This window comes from Amycolatopsis sp. NPDC043887, assembly GCF_056435665.1.
In genome coordinates this window covers 241,966-258,776 of sequence record NZ_JBWKEB010000004.1, presented here as the reverse complement: position 1 = coordinate 258,776, position 16,811 = coordinate 241,966, and the positions used below count along the sequence as shown (strand labels likewise).

Below are 16,811 nucleotides of genomic sequence, written 5' to 3'. Positions count from 1 at the left end.
CGTGCAACTACCGCATTCAGAGGACTAAACGCTGTCTTTCTTGGCCCTGCTCGGCGCGACCCGGGGCGGCTCGTTCGGCATCTTCGGGTAGACGGGCGGCCAGGGCGCGTCCATCAGCCCGTTCGCCATGTCCTTCCTCGACATTGCGAGCAGCGGCTCGATCGACTGTGGTTTCGTTCCCTCCCAAGGGTCTCCGCGTTCGGCGAGCCGAGCGGGCACAGTGGACAGGGTGAGCTTGTCCGGCTCGATGGTCTCCAGTTCGTCCCAGCCGATCGGTGTCGACACCTGCCCGCCGACCCTCGGCCGCACACACCACGCGCCGAACACCGTCTTGTGCGGCGCGTTCTGGTTGAAGTCGACGAACACCCGGGAGCCGCGTTCTTCCTTCCACCACTGCGCCGTCATCTCGTCCGGGTGGCGGCGTTCGAGTTCGCGGGCGAGCGCGACGGCGGCCGCCCGGACCTCGTAGCCGTCCCACTTCGGTTCCAGCGGCACATAGAGATGCAGGCCGCGCGAGCCCGAGGTCTTCAGCTGCGCGGTGATGCCCAGCTCCTCGAGCAGCGCCTTCGCCAGGACGGCGCCATGCCGCAATTCGGGGAACCCGATCCCCGGCGACGGGTCGAGATCGACGCGGAGCTGGTCGCTGATGTCCAGCGCGTCGGCCCGGTTCGGCCAGACATGGAAACCGAGGCAGCCCTGGTTCACCGCCCAGATGATATGCGCGAGGTCCTTCGCCACGAGCGCGTCCGACGTGGTCCCGTTCGGGGTGGACACCACCGTCGTGGTCAGCCAGCCGGGCGCGTTCTTCGGGACCCGCTTCTGGAACCACGACTTCCCGCCCGCGCCGTCGGGATAGCGTTCCAGCAGCAGAGGCCTGCCGCCGAGTTGCGCCAGAAGCGGGACCGAGACCGCGCGGTAGTACTCGACGAGGTCCAGTTTGGTCTCGCCGTGCTCCGGGAAGTAGACCTTGCCCGGATTGGACACCGTGACCTCGACGCCGTCGAGGTCCAGCGTGACCGGCTCTGCCTTCATCTTTCCCCCAGTTCGGTGAACAAAGTGGCCAGCTCGGCGGGCGGGACCTCTTCGAGCTGCGCGTACGTGCACGAGGCAGGTTCGCGGTCGGGGCGGAAGCGCACGAGCCTCCCGCCGTGGCGGAACCTGGTGCCCTCGACGTGTTCGTAGCGGACCTCGGCGACCCATTCGATGCGGAGCGGCTCCCAGCTCAGATCCTTCTGCGGCGCCCACCGGCTGCCCGCGCCCGGCATGCGGCCGCCCGCCTCCTCGTGGGTCTCGGCCCACTCGCGCCACGGATGGTTCTCCAGCGCGTTCTCCCGCAGCGGCGCGAGCTCGTCCACCAGCTCACGACGCCTCGCGGCGGTGAAACTGCTGGCCACGCCCACACTGTGCAAGACGCCTTCGTCGTTGTAGAGCCCGAGCAGCAGCGACCCGACGCCGACGCCGTCCTTGTGCCACCGGAACCCGGCGACGACGCAGTCCGCCGTCCGCTGGTGCTTGACCTTCCACATCACCCGCTTGTCCTGTTCGTACGGCGCGTCGGCGGGTTTGGCCATCACGCCGTCGAAACCCGCGCCCTCGAACCGGGTGAACCAGTCCTGGGCGACGTCGGGATCGTCGGACAGCGGGGTGAGGTGGACCCGGGCGAACTTCGTGTCGACGACGCCCTCGAGCAGCTTCCGCCGTTCCCCGAACGGTTCGGGCGTCAGATCCCGGTCGTCCAGCGCGAGCAGGTCGAACACCACGAAACTGGCGGGCGTCTCCTCGGCCAGTTTGTTCACCCGGGACGCCGCCGGGTGCAGGCGCAGCTGGAGCGTCTCGAAGTCGAGCCCGCCCTCGGTGACCAGCACGATCTCGCCGTCGACGACACAACGCTCGGGCAGCGCGTCCTTGAGCAGCTCGACCAGCTCGGGGAAGTACCGCGTCAGCGGCCTGTCGTTGCGCGAGCCCAGCACGACCTCGTCGCCGTCGCGGAAGACCACGCACCGGAAGCCGTCCCACTTCGGCTCGTACAGCAGCCCCGGCGTACGAGGCAGTTCGTGCACGGCCTTGGCCAGCATCGGCTTGACGGGTGGCATCACGGGCAGTTCCACGAGGCCGATCCTAGGCCGCGTCACCGACAAAAGCGCGGCATCTCCAGTTCGGCCAGGAGGAGCCCGCTCCGCGGTTTCGGCGTGAAGTAGGTGGCCTTCCTCGGCATCCGAGATCCGGCCGCGTGCACGGCGAGCACCTCCGCGTACGGGACCGGGGCCAGCAGGAATACCGCGTCCGCGTCTTCGGGCACCGGCGCGCCCGGCAGCAGAGGACGCACGTTCGGCCCTTCCGGATCGACGCCGAGCGCCCCGCGAAGCAGCTCCTGCTCCACCACCGCGTGGTCGCCGCCCGCCTTGCCGAGCGACACCCGGAACGCCGACTCGCCCGCCAGCACGGTCACCTCGCCCGGCTCGGCGGGCGGCCCCGACGGGCCGGGATGGACGTCGAACCCCGCCTCCGTCCATCGCCGGAGAAGGGTGTCCGGGTCGAGGCCGGTGCCGGCGAGCACCCGGTGGATGGGCCCGATCCGCAGCCCCGGCCCGCCGGTGACCAGCGCGAGCAACGCGCCGCGTCCCGAAGCCGCGGCGGCCGCGACCCGGTGGTTGCCGTCCGCGACCAGGAGATCCAGCTCGTCCAGCGCCGCCAGCAGCTCGTCCTGGGCCGGGCCCGGACCGGCGAGCCACAGTTCGTGCTTGCGACCCGGGCCGTCCACTGTGGACAGGCTCGGCACCTGTCCCCGGCAGAACCGCTCGATCAGCGCGGTCAGCTCCCGGCCACCGGTCGCGGGGACCAGCATCGCGGCACTCGTCGCGACACCGAGCCCGGCCAGCATCGCGGCCCGCTCCGCGACGACGTCCGGATAGACGTCCTCGGTATGCCGCACCCGGGTGACCCCGTCGTCCCGGACCGCGGCCGGATCGACCAGGCACAGCACGCCCAGCGCGACCCCGTCCGGCCCGTCGATGCGATACGGCGCGACGACGTCGGCGACCGGGCGATAGTGCCGCTCCCGGATCCGCTCGAACGTCGCTCTGGCCTGCGGCAAGGCCGCCTCGATCGAGAGGCCGCCCGCCAGCGCGGCCGGGGTCCTCGCCGGATGCTGGACCGCCAGCAGGCTGTCGCCGTGCGCCCCGGCGAGCGCGGCCTCCACCCGGTCCGGGTCGGCGAACTCGTCGACGTCGGGGCCAGGGACGCTGTCGCGGACGGCCCAGCCGCGGCCAATCGGGCGGATCCAGGTGCTCATCCGATCCATTTTGCGGGATGGCTCACGGAAAAAATCGGTCCCACCACCGGGTGTCTCCGTGGAATGCTTACCCATGCGAAGTAGTTGACGCCGTTCATGAGCCTGAGGAGACCGCCACAGATGACGACCCCGGCCCCGGTCACCGCGAAGGAAGGGGTCGGTTTCCGGTCCGAACGCGGCCCCGTCCTGATCGCCGTGATGCTGTGTTCCGGCCTGATCGCGCTGGACTCGACCATCATCGCCACGGCGGTGCCCTCGGTGGTCGCCGATCTGGGCGGGTTCTCGCAGTTCCCGTGGCTGTTCTCGATCTACCTGCTGACCCAGGCGGTCACCGTTCCGCTGTACGGCAAGTTCGCCGACGTCCTCGGCAGGCGGCCGGTGATGTTCTTCGGGATCGCGGCGTTCCTGGTGGGCTCGGTGCTGTGCGGCGCGGCCTGGAGCATGCCGGTGCTGATCGCGGCCCGCGCGGTGCAGGGCATCGGCGCGGGCGCCATCCAGCCGATCGCGCTGACCATGGTCGGCGACATGTACACGGTCGAGGAACGCGCCAGGGTGCAGGGCTATCTCGCCAGCGTGTGGGCCATCTCGTCGGTGGTCGGGCCGACGCTGGGCGGCGTGTTCGCCGAGTACCTCGACTGGCGCTGGATCTTCTTCATCAACCTGCCGCTCGGCGCGCTGGCGGCGTGGATGCTGTTCCGGAACTTCCGCGAACGCGTCGAACGCCGCTCGCACCGCATCGACTACCTCGGCGCCACGCTGCTCACCCTCGGCTGCTCGCTGCTGATCCTCGGCCTGCTGGAGGGCGGGGTCGCCTGGGGCTGGGCGTCCGCGCCGAGCCTGGCGATCTTCGGCGGCGCGGTGGTGCTGCTGGCGGCGTTCGTGTTCGTGGAACGCAAGGCCGACGAGCCGGTGCTACCGCTGTGGATCTTCACCAAACGGACCCTGATCGGCGGGAACCTGGTCGCCGTCGTCGTCGGCATGCTGCTGATGGGCCTCACCTCGTATTTGCCGACCTTCTCCCAAGGCGTGCTCGGCACCGGCGCGCTCGTCGCCGGATTCGCGCTGGCGGCGCTGACCGTCGGCTGGCCGATCTCGGCGTCGCTGGCGGGCCGGGTCTACATGCGGATCGGGTTCCGGGACACCGCGCTGATCGGCAGCGGGATCGTCATCGCGGGCGCGGCGCTCACGGTGTTCCTGACGGCGGGGTCGTCGATCTGGCTGGCGGCCGCGGCCGCGTTCGTCCTCGGGCTGGGGCTGGGCCTGGCGTCGAGCCCGACGCTGATCGCCGTGCAGTCCACGATCGGGTGGGAACGCCGCGGCGTCGTCACCGCGACCAACATGTTCAGCCGCTCGCTGGGCAGCGCCGTGGGCGTGGCGATCTTCGGCGCGATCGCGAACGCCACGCTGGCGAGCCGCTTCGCCAGCCCGCCCGCGGGGGTCACCGGCCTGCCATCCGGGGTCGACGCGACCAGTGTCGTCCTGGAGGGCCACGGCCCGGACACCCCGACGACGACGTTCGTGCGCGGCGCACTGGCGGACGCCACGCACCACGTCTTCCTGGCGATGCTGGTGGTCGCCGTGCTCAGCGTCGGCGCGCTGCTGCTGATGCCGCGGCGGACCGAAGAGCTGAAGTTCGACTAGCAGGCCGGTCCAGTGTCGTGAGTGGCGATTCGGGTTCTAACCCGAATCGCCACTCACGACCACGGTGACCCACTCAGCCCGGCACCGATCCTGATCTTCAGGTCCTCCGCCACACCCGCTCCTTCCGCCGGGCCCGGCCGCGGCCCGGTGTCCAGTGTTCCCAGCGTGAACAACCCCGCACAAGCATGGACTCATTCCGCGAATCCCCCGTACATTCCAGTGTCGTGCGGGCCGCTCCCGCACGGATTGGGGGATTTCGATGGCAGGACAGGCTCCGAGCAGCTGGACGCGATGCTTCCATCGGGCGCCGTCGGCCGGGATGCGGCTCCTCGTCTTCCCGCACGCGGGCGGATCGGCGAGCGCGTACCGCGCGTTTTCGGCGGCCCTCTCGCCCACGATCGAGGTGCACACCGCCCAATACCCGGGGCGGCAGGACCGGATGGGCGAGCCGGTCATCGACGATGTCCACGTCCTGGCCGAGCACCTGGTGGACGTCGCCGCCGCGCTCCCGAAACCCTTCGCCCTCTTCGGCCACAGCATGGGCGCGATCGTCGGCTTCGAGGTCGCCCGGCGGCTCGAAGCGCGAGGCATCGTCCCGGCCGCGCTGTTCGTCTCGGCCCGCCGTGGTCCGGACGTGCAGAAGGAGAAGTCGCATCACCTCGCCGACGACGACACCTTCCTCGACGAGGTCAGCCGTCTCGGCGGCACGGACCCCACGATCTTCGCCGACCCGGACATCCGCGCGCTCGCGTTGCCCGCGCTGCGCGGTGACTACAAGGCCGTCGAGACCTATCGCTACCGGCCCGGCCCCGACGTGAGCTGCCCGGTCGTGGCGCTCGCCGGGAACGCGGACCCGGTCCTGCATCTGCCGGACGTCGAAAACTGGCGCGAGCACACCACCGGCTCGTTCGAGATGGAGGTGTTCGAGGGCGGTCACTTCTTCCTCGAAGACAACCTCGACGCCGTCGTCGCGCGCATCCTCGGCAAGCTGACCGTCAGTCCCTGAGGCCTTCCCTGCTCGCCCACGCGACGACCTCGGTCCGGTTCGCCAGGCCCAGTTTCGCCAGGACGCTCCGGACGTGGCTTTCACCGTCCGGCGATTGCTCAGCGCGTCGGCGAGCAGGGCGACGCTCTCGCGTCCCCGCCCGGTCAGCGGGTCGGCGGCGCGGCGCCCGGCACGGATCCGGTCGAGCAGCGCCGCGGCCCGCGCGAGTGGTCCCGGTATGGCCAGTCGCCGGAACTCGTCGAGCGCGTCGCGTGCGATCCCTTGCGCGCGAACGAGATCGCTCCGGGCGACCAGTGTTTCGGCGAGCAGCAACCTCGCCTGGGCGACACCGGGCCGGGCGCCGATGCCTTCGTTGACGGCGATCGTCGCCCAGGTCGGCGGCCTGACCGGGCTCGTCGTCGCGTTCTGGCGATCGACGCGCATCCCGTGCTGACCTTCGCGGCCGACCAGGTCGACGGTGACCCGGACGAGTGGTCGGTCCACGGCTCCCTCGGAGCGCGAGGTGCGACTTGCCCCCTGACGGTGACCGCGACCGGACCGGCGGACAACGGCGACGGCACCTGGCGAGTGGTCGCCGTCGCCGTCTTCGACCGGCGGGCGATCGGTCTCCGCGCGCCGAGGTTCCTGATCGGCAGGGAGATCACGATCGCGCTCGACGTCGTGCTCACCCCGCCGGGATGATCAGGCCCAGGCGGAAAGTTCCTTGGCGAGCGCGGACGGCCCGCCGGCGGTGCGCAACGTCGGCGCGCCGGGCCAGCAATCCTGGTGGTCGCCGGTGCGGAGGGTTTCGGCGAACCTGGCGACCAGCCGCGGCTGCGACGCCACCGTCCGGCCACCGAGGTAGGCGACGACGACGTGGTGATCGTCGTCCGAATGCGTCGCCACGGCGGCCGACCAGCCGTGTTCCTCGTGCCACATCAGGTCGACGTCGCGCTCGGGAAAGCCGGGAAGACGCCAATTCAGCCTCATCCTGGCGGTGACCGGACCGGCGAGGTCGACCGTGCACGCGTCCCTCCGTATCCCCAGTGCCGCGGCCACGTCCTCCAGGTAGGCGTTCAGCCTGGTCTTGAGCTCCAGACCTGCTTCCGTGGGCGCGGGGGTCGAGGTGGTCACGGTCCCTCATCTTCCTGTCACTTTGAGTTGGCGTGACGGGAATTACCCACCGCGGAGCGGCTTCACACCCTCATTTCGTCACACCACGGTTTCGGTTCGCTCAAGTCGTGGCTTCGATGACGCGGGTCAGTGCCTTGTGCAGCGCCTCCAGCTCGGAGACCTCCATACCGAGCTTCTCCACCACGCGATACGGGATCTTCTCCGCCTCCGCGCGCAACGCGCGACCGGATTCCGTCAGCTCGACCGTCAGCAGCCGCTCGTCCTCGGAGCTGCGCCTGCGCGTGACGTACCCGATCGTCTCCAGGCGCTTGAGCAGCGGTGACAGCGTCGCGGGCTCGGCACGCAGAGCGACACTCAGGTCCTTGACGGCCTGCGGGCCTCGCTCCCACAGCGCCAGCATGACCAGGTACTGCGGATGGGTGAGCCCATGGGGTTCCAGCAGCGGACGGTAGATGGCGATGACGCTGCGCGAAGCGACCGACAGCGCGAAACACACCTGACGCTCCAGCGCGAGCGGATCCTCGCCCAGATCGATCGACTTCATCTCCGGCCCCTCCGAGTTCATGCCGCCGATCCTAGCCGCGACGCTAACGTTTAGTGTGCTAATCATTAGTGTACTGTGGCAGCATCGACGGAAGGAGTCGCCCGATGCCCCGCAAGCGCCCGGACGTGTTCCGCTGGCTGTGGTACTCACTCGGCGGCAGGCTGCCCGAGCGCTACCAAGCCTGGATCCTCCACGACGCGACCACGGGAAGCTGGCGCTGGCGGCACGTCGCCCGCAGCACAGTGATGATCGCCCCGCTCTGCGCCGTATGGCTGCTCCTGCCCGGCCCGCTCACGCTGCGGCTGGCGATCGTGCTGATGGCCGCGCTCGTCGCGTACTTCTACTCGATGGCCTACATGGAGGAGAGCATCGAGCACCGGCTGGCCAAGAACGGCTTCCCGCCCGGTATCGGGCGCCGGACGCGCGCGGAGGCCGTCGCGGTCGCGGAAGCCGAGGTGACCGAGCGATACCTCGCGCGGTACCGGAACCAGACCTGATCTCCTGATACCTTCGGCGGGCGCCCGCCCCGGCACCGGCCCAGTGTTGCGACTGTGGCTTTCGCGACACACGCGCACAGCCGGCACCCCAGGAAGCCGCCCGCGACCAGGACGGACGAGCCGCCGCGGCTAGAGTGCGCGGTGATGAGACGCAAGCTCCGCCCGCCGCTCCCGCCCCGTCACGGGCTCGATCCCGCGAGGCTCAAGATGCCCGCCGAGGGCCCCTGGACGACGTTGCGGGAGCACCTCGTCGAGCGGCTCCCCCGGGTCGCGCCCGAGCGGATCGAGGAGATGCTCCGGGAGGAGCGCATCGTCGGGCTCGACGGGCCGCTGGGCGTCGATTCCCCGTTCGTGCCGGACTCGTTCATCTGGTTCCATCGCGACCTGCCCGACGAGGTCGAGGTGCCGTTCGAGGTCTCCGTCGTGCACCGCGACGAGCATTTCCTGATCGCCGACAAGCCGCATTTCCTCGCGACGATCCCGCGCGGGCGGCACATCCTGCAGACCGCGCTGGTCCGCCTGCGCCGTGAATTCGGCCTTCCCCAGCTCAGCCCCGCCCACCGGCTCGACCGGGTCACCGCGGGGCTCATCCTGTTCGTGATCACTCCCGAAGTCCGCGGCAAGTACCAGACGATGTTCCGGGATCGCCTGGTGCACAAGGAATACGAGGCGATCGCCCCCTACGACCCTGATGTCGTGCTGCCGCGCGAGATCAGCAGCCGCATCGTCAAGGAACGCGGAGTCATCGCCGCGCAGGAGGTCGACGGGCCGCCCAACGCGGAAACGCGCGTCGAGCTCATCGAGCACCGCGACGGCCTCGGCCGGTATCGCCTGATCCCCGCGACCGGCCGTACCCACCAGCTCAGGCTGCACATGAGCGGTCTCGGGTTGCCGATCCTCGGCGACGACTTCTACCCGGAGCTGACCGAAACCCCGCTCGACGACTTCACCGAACCCTTGCAACTGCTGGCAAAGGTCCTCGAGTTCACCGATCCGGTCTCCGGGGAACGCCGCCGGTTCGAGAGCAGGCAGACGCTCCAGGCGTGGACGGACCTCGACGCGTGGCGCCGCGGGCCCTTGCCGTGAAGGCCTCCTTACCTACCCTGAAGGTAGTGAAGGAGGCCTTCACGGACTTCGGCTCACGGAAGGCTTACTTCCGCCAGAACTTGATCCCGCTCCAGGTCACCTTGACCGGTCCGGCGCCACTCGCCGTCCGATAGGCGCCGAACTTGTCGTAGTAGCTCCCGCCGCTGCTGCTCACGGTCTGCTTCAGCGAACCGTTGATGTACACCTTGTGCGTGCTCCCGACCTGATGCACGGTGTTGACCCGCACGGACGTCCCGACGGTCGCCCCGCTCCCCAGCGTGTCCCCGCCGTGGACGGCGTAGAGCCGCCCGCCGCGTTCGACCGCGAGCATGAAGTACGGCCCGGCGGTCGGCGCGTCGCGGAAGGTCTGCTTCAGGCTGATCCGGGTGCCCGCCATGCTGGTGATCCGGAACGATCCCTCGAACTGCCGGGTCCCGCCGGTGTAGGTCGCGTAGCGCCGTTCCGCCCGCTGATCCCCGCTTCCGGTGGAGCAGGTCAGTTCGAAGTTCAGCCCGTCGACGGTGCCGCAGCCGCGTTCCTGGACGTTGAACGACGGGTTCTCCGCCGTCCACGGCCCGGTGCCGACCTGGGCGTTCGCCGGCATCGCCGACGCGATCAGGCCGAGCACGGCCGCCGCGGCCACCCCGGCGGTCCGAAGTCGTCTCCGCATCCTGCCTCCTGCACACTCAGGGCGGCGGTGATGGTCCAGACCAGGACCAGGCTGCGACTGTACGAGTGCGAGCCGTCATCGGACAAGACGTTGACGCCCCGGCGTCCCGCTGATTGGGTAACGACGGTGATCCTCTCCTTGACGGTCCTCGAAGGACTGGCGGCCGGGACGATCGACCTGGCCTTCCGGCGCTGGTCGAAACAGAACGTCCACCCTGGCGACGTGATGCGCCTGGAGGCCGGGGTGATCGAGGTCGTCTCGGTCGAGATCGCCGACCCCGCCGCCATCACCGACGCCGACGCCCGCCGGTCCGGCGCGGAGTCGGCGAACGCGGTGCGGGGCACGCTGCGCGGCCCCGCGGACGCCCCGGTGTACCGCATCGGCCTGCGCCACCTCGGCCCCGATCCCCGGCGCGCGCTCAGCGAGGACGCCGGACTGTCCGAAAAGGACTTCGAGGAGATCCGCCAACGACTGTCCAAGATGGACAGGCGACGCCCGTGGACGCACGAGACCTTGCGCCTCATTCACGACAATCCCGGACGCCGCGCCCAGGAGCTCGCCGATCTCCTCGGCCGCGAGAAGGATCCGTTGAAGGTCGACATCCGCAAGCTCAAGAACCTCGGCCTCACGCTCAGCCTCGAAGTCGGCTACCGGATCTCCCCGCGCGGCGCGGCGTACCTGCGTTTTACCGAGGATCCCGGTAAAACGCGCTGAGTTCCGGCGCGAGCCGTTCCGGCGGGACACTGTGGAACTCGCCGTCCAGCCCGACCTGCCGCGCCCCCGGCACCACCTTCGCGGCGACGAGAGCGGCGGCCTTCAGCCAGTCCGTACTGCCGTTGCTGTTCACCACCAGGACGGGTGTCGCGATCGACGCCAGCTCATCAGGCACATTCGAGTCCTTCATCACGAAGGCGTCGTAAACGAGCGTGGGCGCGAACGACCGCAGTTCGGGCCACATCGGCGTCTCCTTGGCCTCGGCGACAGCCTCCTCCGGGGAGCCGACCGCGGACATCATGAACAGGGCGACGGCGTCGTCCCACCGGTCCGCCGCGACCAGCTCGCGCATCTCGTCGGCATATCCCTCGGGGACTTCTTCCGTTTCGCCCCGATAGGGCGGCTCGAAAACCGACAACCGCGCAATCGGCACACCGGCCGCGGCGGCGAGGAGGGCAAGCGCGCCACCGGAGGAGATGCCGTGGACGATCACCGGCTCGCCGAGCGCGGCGACGACCGCGGCCAGGTCTTCGATCTCGCGCTCGACCGCGTACGGCGCGGTGTCCCCACTGCCGCCCCGGCCCCGGCGGTCGTAGGTCACCACGGAGAACTCGGAGGCCAGCTCCGCGACCAGCGGTTCGTCGCCGTGCCGGTCGTTGCCCGCGCCCGCGACGACGACCACGACGGGCCCCGCACCACGGCGTTCGAACACGATCGGCGTCCCATCGGCGGACTTCGCTGTGTGGATCATGTGAGCCATCGTGCCACTCGAACATCCGTTCGACAAATGGCCGGAACCGGGGTAGGTTCGGTTGCCATGACCCCCGCGCTTCAAGCCTCGCTGTTCGACGAGTGCGCCGCGCTCGGGCTGGGCTCGCTCGGCGGGCTCCGGCGCACCGAGCTGACCCGTGGCGCCTGGATCGACGTGCTCCCGGGCTGGCTCTCCGGCGCGGACGAGCTGTTCACCCGGCTCGCCGAAGACGTGCCATGGCACGCCGAAAGGCGGCAGATGTACGACCGCGTCGTCGCCGTCCCCCGGCTGTTGAGCTATTACCGCGAGGGCATGCCGCTCCCCCACCCGATCCTCACGGAGGCGAGGGAGACACTCTCCGCGCACTACGCGGAAGAGCTCGGCGAGCCGTTCGTGACGTCGGGCCTGTGCTTCTACCGGGACGGGCGCGACAGCGTCGCCTGGCACGGCGACGACACCGGCCGGTCCCGCACCGAGGACACCATGGTGGCGATCGTCTCGGTCGGCGCCGCCCGCCAGCTGGCCCTGCGGCCGCGTGGCGGGGGCGAGACCGTGCGGCACGCCCTCGGCCACGGCGACCTGATCGTCATGGGCGGCAGCTGCCAGCGGACCTGGGAACACGCCGTCCCCAAGACCGCCAAACCGGTCGGGCCGAGGATCAGCATCCAGTTCCGCCCGAGAGGAGTCGCCTGAGGTCAGTCCAGCAGCACGGGCAACGCGTCGACGCCGTAGACGATCGAGACCTTCCGGAAGCCCACCTGGTCCGGTTCGATCGCCAACCGCATCTCCGGGAACCGGCGCACCAGCGCGGGGTACGCGGTGCGCAGTTCCATCCTGGCCAGTTCGGCACCGATGCACCGGTGGATGCCCCAGCCGAAGGCGAGGTGCGACGTCGGCTCGCGGGTCGCGTCGAACTTCTCCATTTCCTCGCCGAGTTCGCCGTCTCGGTTCGCGACGCTGAGCGAGACCAGCACGATGTCGCCCTTCGCGATCCGGACGCCGGCGACCTCCATGTCCTCCTTGGCGAACCGCGGGAAGGCCATCTGCACGACGGTCAGGTACCGCAGCAGCTCCTCGACGAACCTGTGGACGGCCTCATCGTCGCCGCGGACGGTTTCGAACAGCGAGCGGTCCTTGAGCAGCACGAGCGCGCCGAGCGCGATCATGCTCGCCGTGGTCTCCAGCCCGCCGGTGAGCACACCGTCGGCGAGGCCCGCGAGTTCGCGGTCGTCGATCTCGTCGCCGTGCTCCTTGATGAGCATGCCGAGCAGGCCGTCGCCCGGGTTCTCGCGCTGTTTTTTGACGATCTCGTCCAGATAGGACAGTGACTCGGTCATCGCTCCGAGTGACGCACCCGCGCCACCGAAGAGGTCGAACCGGGCGGTGCTCAGCCGCTGGAAATCGTCGCGGTCCTCGTACGGGACGCCCAACAGTTCGCAGATCGTCAGCGACGGGATCGGCAGCGCGAAGGCCTCCCACAGGTCGACGGGACCGTCGGCCTTCGCCATCGCGTCGAGCTGATCGGCGACGATCTCGTCGATCCGCGGCGCCAGGCGCGAGAGCCGCCGCATGGTGAACTCCGGCGTGAGCAGGCGCCGAAGCCGGGTGTGCACCGGCGGATCGGCGAACCCGAGCCCGCCGGGGTTCTGGTCCTCGGTCACGCCCGCGTTCCCGACCAGGTTCGTGAAGTCGTTGCTGAACTCGCCCACCTTGCCGAGTACGGCCTTGGCCTCGTCGTAGCCGGTGACCAGCCAGCCGTTCATCCCGAACGGCAGGTCGAGCTTGCTGATCGGCTCCGTCGCGCGGATCCGGCCCAGCTCGGCCACCGGGTCGAGACCGTCGCGCTTGAGCGGCAGCAGCGCGTTGTCCGGGATGATCGACATCTTGGACAGGTCGAAACCGTTCTTCTGCTGACGCGCGAGGTAGCGGCGGCCGATCCATGCCAACACGCGCGAGCGAATGCTCCCCATACCCCGCACCCTACTCCAGCCGCTGACCACCTGACCTGGCACAACAGGCCGCCTTCGCCCGGCAGGACGCACGACGTCCTCACCCCGCCGTCCCACTCGATTAGTCACGTCCAGAAAGTCGGTTTTCCCGCCCGAGAGGTTCCCGGCGACCGGGAGACGTCCGTCACCGTCGGTCACGACGGACCGCGGGTAACGCCTGACATCGGGCGCGCGTCGTGAGATTGTCGGACCTTACTGGGAGGATTCGGACATGTCAGCCGCGCTCATCGGACGCGACCATCCCGCGGGGGTGCTCCGCGCGGAGATTTCCCGTGCCGCCGAAAGCCACGGCGGGCTGGTGCTGGTCACCGGCGAGGCCGGGATCGGCAAGACCACGCTCGTCACCGGCGCCGCCGAAGAGGCGAAGCGCCTCGGCGCCCTGGTGCTCAACGGGTCCTGCTGGGACTCGGCGAGCGCACCGGGCTATTGGCCGTGGACGCAGGTGGTCCGCGGGTTGCGGCGCGCGGTCGGGCAGGGCCGCTGGGCCGCGATGGCCGACAGCGAATTGGACGTCCTGCTCGGTGAGGCGCGCGGCGACGGCGCGGCCGACGGGTTCCGGCTGTACGACGCGGTGACGAGCGTGCTGGTGGCCGCCTCCCAGGACCAGCCGATCGTGGTGGTGCTCGACGATCTGCACTGGGCCGACGCCGCGTCGCTGCGGTTGCTCGAGTTCGCCGCGCAGCACACCTGGTTCGAGCGGCTGCTGCTGATCGGCACGTACCGGGACGTCGAGGTCGAGGCGACCGATCACCCGCTTCGCTCGCTCATGATGCCGCTCCTCACGAAGGCCACTTCGGTCACTCTCACCGGCCTCGAACCGGACGAGGTCGGCACGCTCATGACCAGGACGGCGGGCGCGGCACCCGACGACGCGCTGGTCGCCGAGGTCCATCGCCGCACCGGCGGCAACCCGTTCTTCGTCGAGCAGACGGCGCGGCTCTGGCACAGCGGCGGTTCCGCCGAGACCATCGCGCCCGGCGTGGCCGACGCCCTGCAGCGACGGCTTTCCCTGCTCCCCCAGCCGGTCCTCGATCTGCTGACCACCGCGTCGGTACTCGGCAGGGAGTTCCATCGCCGGCTGCTGGCGGGCGTGGCGTCGGCACCCGTGCCCCAGGTGGACCGGCTGCTCGACCAGGCCGTCGCGGCACGGCTGGTGGTGGTGCAAGGCCAAGGGCGCTTCGCCTTCGCCCACGACCTCGTCCGCGAAACGTTGTACGCGAGTCTGTCCGAGTCGGACCGCCGGAAGCAGCACGCCGCTGTCGTCGCGGCGGTCGGCGAGACGCCGGCGTCACGGGGCAGCCTCTTCGCCGCGGACCTGGCCCGCCACGCGCTGCTCGCCGGCCGGGAAGTCGATCCGGACGAGGCGATCGACCTGTTGCTGGCCGCCGCGGTCGACGCCACCGGCCGCATGGCGATCGAAGAGACGACCACGCACTACCGGCGGGCGATGGAGATCGCCGAAGACCGGCGGCGGAAGGCGGTCATCGCCCTCGAGCTGGGCGCGCATCTGACCCGTCACCACGAGACGGACGAGGGCAGACAGGTCCTCGACGAGGTCTCGGTGCTCATCCGTGAACTCGACGACGACGATCTCCTCGCCCGGCTGGCGCTGACCCTGGTCCGCGCCGACCACAAGAGCCTCCGGGTCGACGAGACGGTCGAGGTGCTCACCGAAGCACACGCGCGGCTGTGCGGCCGCGAGCCCGGACAGGAGCTCACGGTCGAGGAGATGACACAGGAACTCTCCGCGCACATCATGATGACCGCCCGCGACGACCACGACGATTCCGCGCTGTTGTTCGGTTTGTGGGCCCGGCACGACTCGATCTGGGGGCCGGGCAGCGCCGCGGAACGGGAACGGCTCACCGACGAACTGGTCGCCGTCGGCCGCCGCACGGCGAATCCGGAATTGGAGCACTACGCGGCGTCCTTCAAGTGGGTGGCGCAGCTCGAACAGGGCGATCCCCGGTATTTCGGGCAGTATCAGGAGTTTCTCGCCTTGGCGGCCACCGGCAGGGCCCCGAGTTCGCAGCTGGCTTCCCGGATCGACCAGGGCATCATCGCCACGCTTCAGGGCCGGTTCGCCGAAGCCGAGGCGTACATCCAGCAGGTGATCTCGTGCCACGAGGGGGACGAGCATCCCCATTTCGCCGATCTGAACCAGCTGCAGCTGTGGGTCCGGTGGTGCTTGGAGGGACGGTTCGACGAGCTCACCGGCCTGCACCGCGAGATCTCGCGCAGCGGGTACTCCTACGGCCGGATACTGGAGGCGATCACCGCGGCCCAGCGCGAGGACGCCGGGGAGGCCGTACGGCTCACCGATCTCGCGGCCGACGCGAAGCCGTATCCTCGCGACCTGGCGGCCTTGTGGTTGCGCTGCCAGGCGCATACGGCGGCGGTCTCGGGCGATCCCGAACGCTGTGAAGCGGCCCGCGCGCTGCTCGTGCCCTACAGCGGGGAGTGGCTGGTTTCCCTGTACGGCTGCGAGATCTCCGGCCCCGTCGACCTCTGGCTCGGCAGGCTCGACCTGGCGCAGGAACGCTGGAACGACGCGGTGAACCGGCTGCGCGGTGCCGTGCTCTCCGCGGATCGGCTCCGGGCCGCGGTCTGGGCGACCGAAGCCAAGTCCTGGCTGGCGAAGGCGCTGCTCGGCCGCAACCTCGAAGGCGACGCGGCGGCCGCGGCGGCCCTCCTGTCCGAGGTGACCGAAGAAGCCAGCGCGTTCGGCATGCGGCCGGTCGTGGCCAGGATGACGAGAGCACGTGAGGAGACGCGGGCTCCGGCCACGCCGAGGGCGGAGTTCCGTCGCGACGACGTCGTGTGGACCTTGCACTTCGACGGCGTCACCGCCCACCTCCCGGACTCGAAAGGCTTGCGGGACCTGCATTTCCTGCTCGGCAGGCCGGGTTCGGAGGTAGCCGCCGTCCGGCTGCTCGATCCCGAGGGTGGCGAGGTGGTCGTCGCCGCGAAGAGCCTCGGCGGAGACGCCGTCCTCGACGACGAGGCGAAGGCCCGGTACCGCGCGAGGCTCGACGAGCTGGACGAACTGATCGACACCGCGACCGGGATGGGCCAGGACGCACGCGCCGCGGCGCTGGACCGTGAACGGGACGCGCTGCTCGCCGAACTGCGGTCCGCGGCCGGGCTCGGCGGCCGCACCCGGCGGCTCGGGGACGAGGCGGAACGCGCCCGCAAGACGGTGACCGCGCGGATCCGGGACACCCTGCGCAAACTCGACGAGCAGCATCCGGCACTGGCGGCGCACCTGCGCGCGGCCGTCACCACCGGTTCCTCGTGCCGCTACGCGCCCGAAGACAAGGTTCCCTGGCGGCTGTGAGCGGCCAGGGACTCGTGAGTGGCCAGGACGGTTAGAGCCAAAGGTGTCTTAGGCACCTACGTGGATTCCGGCGGTGGTTGATCCCTGGCCCGGTCCGTGAGGGGCCTCCTTGAGGGACTCTGGGTTCCTCAAGGAGGCCTTCAAGGACTCG

17 protein-coding genes are annotated in these 16,811 nt (G+C 70.0%); 9 read left to right on the top strand and 8 right to left on the bottom strand.

The window, feature by feature from the left end:
- Positions 1–24 precede the first annotated feature (24 nt).
- The 3 genes from ligD to AC069H_RS13015 are packed head-to-tail and all read right to left on the bottom strand — an operon-like array spanning position 25 to position 3,301.
- Complete coding sequence (ligD, locus tag AC069H_RS13025; RefSeq protein ID WP_478232383.1) at positions 25–1,032, bottom strand: non-homologous end-joining DNA ligase; 1,008 nt, start codon at positions 1,030–1,032, stop codon at positions 25–27.
- Positions 1,029–2,108: an ATP-dependent DNA ligase gene (locus AC069H_RS13020; protein ID WP_478230645.1), complete on the bottom strand. Its 1,080-nt coding sequence runs from the start codon at positions 2,106–2,108 to the stop codon at positions 1,029–1,031. The genes ligD and AC069H_RS13020 overlap by 4 nt, the downstream gene beginning before the upstream one ends.
- 20 nt (positions 2,109–2,128) lie before the next feature.
- Positions 2,129–3,301 (bottom strand): DUF1015 family protein, encoded by a 1,173-nt coding sequence (locus AC069H_RS13015; RefSeq protein WP_478232382.1) that lies wholly within the window; start codon positions 3,299–3,301, stop codon positions 2,129–2,131.
- 111 nt (positions 3,302–3,412) lie between these two features.
- Here AC069H_RS13015 and AC069H_RS13010 point away from each other — a divergent pair, with 111 nt between their 5' ends.
- The 4 genes from AC069H_RS13010 (at position 3,413) to AC069H_RS12995 (ending at position 6,620) form a co-directional block, all read left to right on the top strand.
- Positions 3,413–4,933 carry an MDR family MFS transporter gene (locus tag AC069H_RS13010; protein ID WP_478230647.1) on the top strand — a complete coding sequence of 507 codons (1,521 nt, stop codon included), beginning with the start codon at positions 3,413–3,415 and terminating at the stop codon, positions 4,931–4,933.
- Positions 4,934–5,192: 259 nt separating this feature from the next.
- The gene (locus AC069H_RS13005; RefSeq protein ID WP_478229068.1) at positions 5,193–5,939 is read left to right on the top strand and encodes a thioesterase II family protein; all 747 of its coding nucleotides are present in this window, start codon (positions 5,193–5,195) and stop codon (positions 5,937–5,939) included.
- A gap of 73 nt (positions 5,940–6,012) precedes the next feature.
- A complete protein-coding gene (locus tag AC069H_RS13000) occupies positions 6,013–6,372 on the top strand; it encodes a hypothetical protein (protein WP_478232381.1) in 360 nt (119 codons plus the stop codon).
- The gene (locus tag AC069H_RS12995) at positions 6,366–6,620 is read left to right on the top strand and encodes a hypothetical protein (RefSeq protein WP_478232380.1); all 255 of its coding nucleotides are present in this window, start codon (positions 6,366–6,368) and stop codon (positions 6,618–6,620) included. The genes AC069H_RS13000 and AC069H_RS12995 overlap by 7 nt, the downstream gene beginning before the upstream one ends.
- Here the strand turns inward: AC069H_RS12995 and AC069H_RS12990 are convergent, their stop codons facing one another.
- Positions 6,621–7,052 (bottom strand): DUF6292 family protein, encoded by a 432-nt coding sequence (locus AC069H_RS12990; RefSeq protein ID WP_478229065.1) that lies wholly within the window; start codon positions 7,050–7,052, stop codon positions 6,621–6,623.
- Positions 7,053–7,152: 100 nt separating this feature from the next.
- Positions 7,153–7,596: a MarR family winged helix-turn-helix transcriptional regulator gene (locus tag AC069H_RS12985; protein ID WP_478232568.1), complete on the bottom strand. Its 444-nt coding sequence runs from the start codon at positions 7,594–7,596 to the stop codon at positions 7,153–7,155.
- Between the two features lie 104 nt (positions 7,597–7,700).
- On the opposite strand from AC069H_RS12985, the gene AC069H_RS12980 reads away from it, so the two are divergent.
- Together AC069H_RS12980 and AC069H_RS12975 are read left to right on the top strand one after the other, a co-directional pair.
- Complete coding sequence (locus AC069H_RS12980; protein WP_478232379.1) at positions 7,701–8,093, top strand: DUF5313 domain-containing protein; 393 nt, start codon at positions 7,701–7,703, stop codon at positions 8,091–8,093.
- A gap of 144 nt (positions 8,094–8,237) precedes the next feature.
- Positions 8,238–9,179, top strand: coding sequence for an RluA family pseudouridine synthase (locus AC069H_RS12975; protein WP_478232378.1), 942 nt, complete (start codon positions 8,238–8,240; stop codon positions 9,177–9,179).
- A 64-nt stretch (positions 9,180–9,243) separates the two neighbouring features.
- On the opposite strand, the gene AC069H_RS12970 is transcribed toward AC069H_RS12975, so the two are convergent.
- Positions 9,244–9,849 carry a hypothetical protein gene (locus AC069H_RS12970; protein ID WP_340682973.1) on the bottom strand — a complete coding sequence of 202 codons (606 nt, stop codon included), beginning with the start codon at positions 9,847–9,849 and terminating at the stop codon, positions 9,244–9,246.
- 126 nt (positions 9,850–9,975) lie between these two features.
- Between AC069H_RS12970 and AC069H_RS12965 the strand changes: the two genes are divergently transcribed.
- Entirely contained in the window at positions 9,976–10,563 is a 588-nt protein-coding gene (locus AC069H_RS12965; protein WP_478232377.1) for an ASCH domain-containing protein, read from the top strand.
- Here AC069H_RS12965 and AC069H_RS12960 read toward each other — a convergent pair.
- Positions 10,535–11,314: an alpha/beta fold hydrolase gene (locus AC069H_RS12960; protein ID WP_478232376.1), complete on the bottom strand. Its 780-nt coding sequence runs from the start codon at positions 11,312–11,314 to the stop codon at positions 10,535–10,537. The two genes, AC069H_RS12965 and AC069H_RS12960, sit on opposite strands and share 29 nt — an antisense overlap.
- A gap of 66 nt (positions 11,315–11,380) precedes the next feature.
- Between AC069H_RS12960 and AC069H_RS12955 the strand changes: the two genes are divergently transcribed.
- Positions 11,381–12,007: an alpha-ketoglutarate-dependent dioxygenase AlkB gene (locus AC069H_RS12955; protein WP_478232375.1), complete on the top strand. Its 627-nt coding sequence runs from the start codon at positions 11,381–11,383 to the stop codon at positions 12,005–12,007.
- A 2-nt stretch (positions 12,008–12,009) separates the two neighbouring features.
- Here the strand turns inward: AC069H_RS12955 and AC069H_RS12950 are convergent, their stop codons facing one another.
- The gene (locus tag AC069H_RS12950) at positions 12,010–13,284 is read right to left on the bottom strand and encodes a cytochrome P450 (protein WP_478232374.1); all 1,275 of its coding nucleotides are present in this window, start codon (positions 13,282–13,284) and stop codon (positions 12,010–12,012) included.
- A gap of 250 nt (positions 13,285–13,534) precedes the next feature.
- Here AC069H_RS12950 and AC069H_RS12945 point away from each other — a divergent pair, with 250 nt between their 5' ends.
- Positions 13,535–16,660, top strand: a complete 3,126-nt coding sequence (locus tag AC069H_RS12945) for an ATP-binding protein (RefSeq protein WP_478232373.1) — start codon at positions 13,535–13,537, stop codon at positions 16,658–16,660.
- Positions 16,661–16,811 lie beyond the last annotated feature (151 nt).

What these genes read in the sequence shown, in the direction of transcription:
- ligD (WP_478232383.1), bottom strand. Translation starts at nt 1,032, where the DNA reads ATGAAGGCAGAGCCGGTCACGCTGGACCTCGACGGCGTCGAGGTCACG.
- AC069H_RS13015 (WP_478232382.1), bottom strand. Translation starts at nt 3,301, where the DNA reads ATGGATCGGATGAGCACCTGGATCCGCCCGATTGGCCGCGGCTGGGCC.
- AC069H_RS13010 (WP_478230647.1), top strand. Translation starts at nt 3,413, where the DNA reads ATGACGACCCCGGCCCCGGTCACCGCGAAGGAAGGGGTCGGTTTCCGG.
- AC069H_RS13005 (WP_478229068.1), top strand. Translation starts at nt 5,193, where the DNA reads ATGGCAGGACAGGCTCCGAGCAGCTGGACGCGATGCTTCCATCGGGCG.
- AC069H_RS12985 (WP_478232568.1), bottom strand. Translation starts at nt 7,596, where the DNA reads ATGAAGTCGATCGATCTGGGCGAGGATCCGCTCGCGCTGGAGCGTCAG.
- AC069H_RS12980 (WP_478232379.1), top strand. Translation starts at nt 7,701, where the DNA reads ATGCCCCGCAAGCGCCCGGACGTGTTCCGCTGGCTGTGGTACTCACTC.
- AC069H_RS12975 (WP_478232378.1), top strand. Translation starts at nt 8,238, where the DNA reads ATGAGACGCAAGCTCCGCCCGCCGCTCCCGCCCCGTCACGGGCTCGAT.
- AC069H_RS12970 (WP_340682973.1), bottom strand. Translation starts at nt 9,849, where the DNA reads ATGCGGAGACGACTTCGGACCGCCGGGGTGGCCGCGGCGGCCGTGCTC.
- AC069H_RS12960 (WP_478232376.1), bottom strand. Translation starts at nt 11,314, where the DNA reads ATGATCCACACAGCGAAGTCCGCCGATGGGACGCCGATCGTGTTCGAA.
- AC069H_RS12955 (WP_478232375.1), top strand. Translation starts at nt 11,381, where the DNA reads ATGACCCCCGCGCTTCAAGCCTCGCTGTTCGACGAGTGCGCCGCGCTC.
- AC069H_RS12950 (WP_478232374.1), bottom strand. Translation starts at nt 13,284, where the DNA reads ATGGGGAGCATTCGCTCGCGCGTGTTGGCATGGATCGGCCGCCGCTAC.
- AC069H_RS12945 (WP_478232373.1), top strand. Translation starts at nt 13,535, where the DNA reads ATGTCAGCCGCGCTCATCGGACGCGACCATCCCGCGGGGGTGCTCCGC.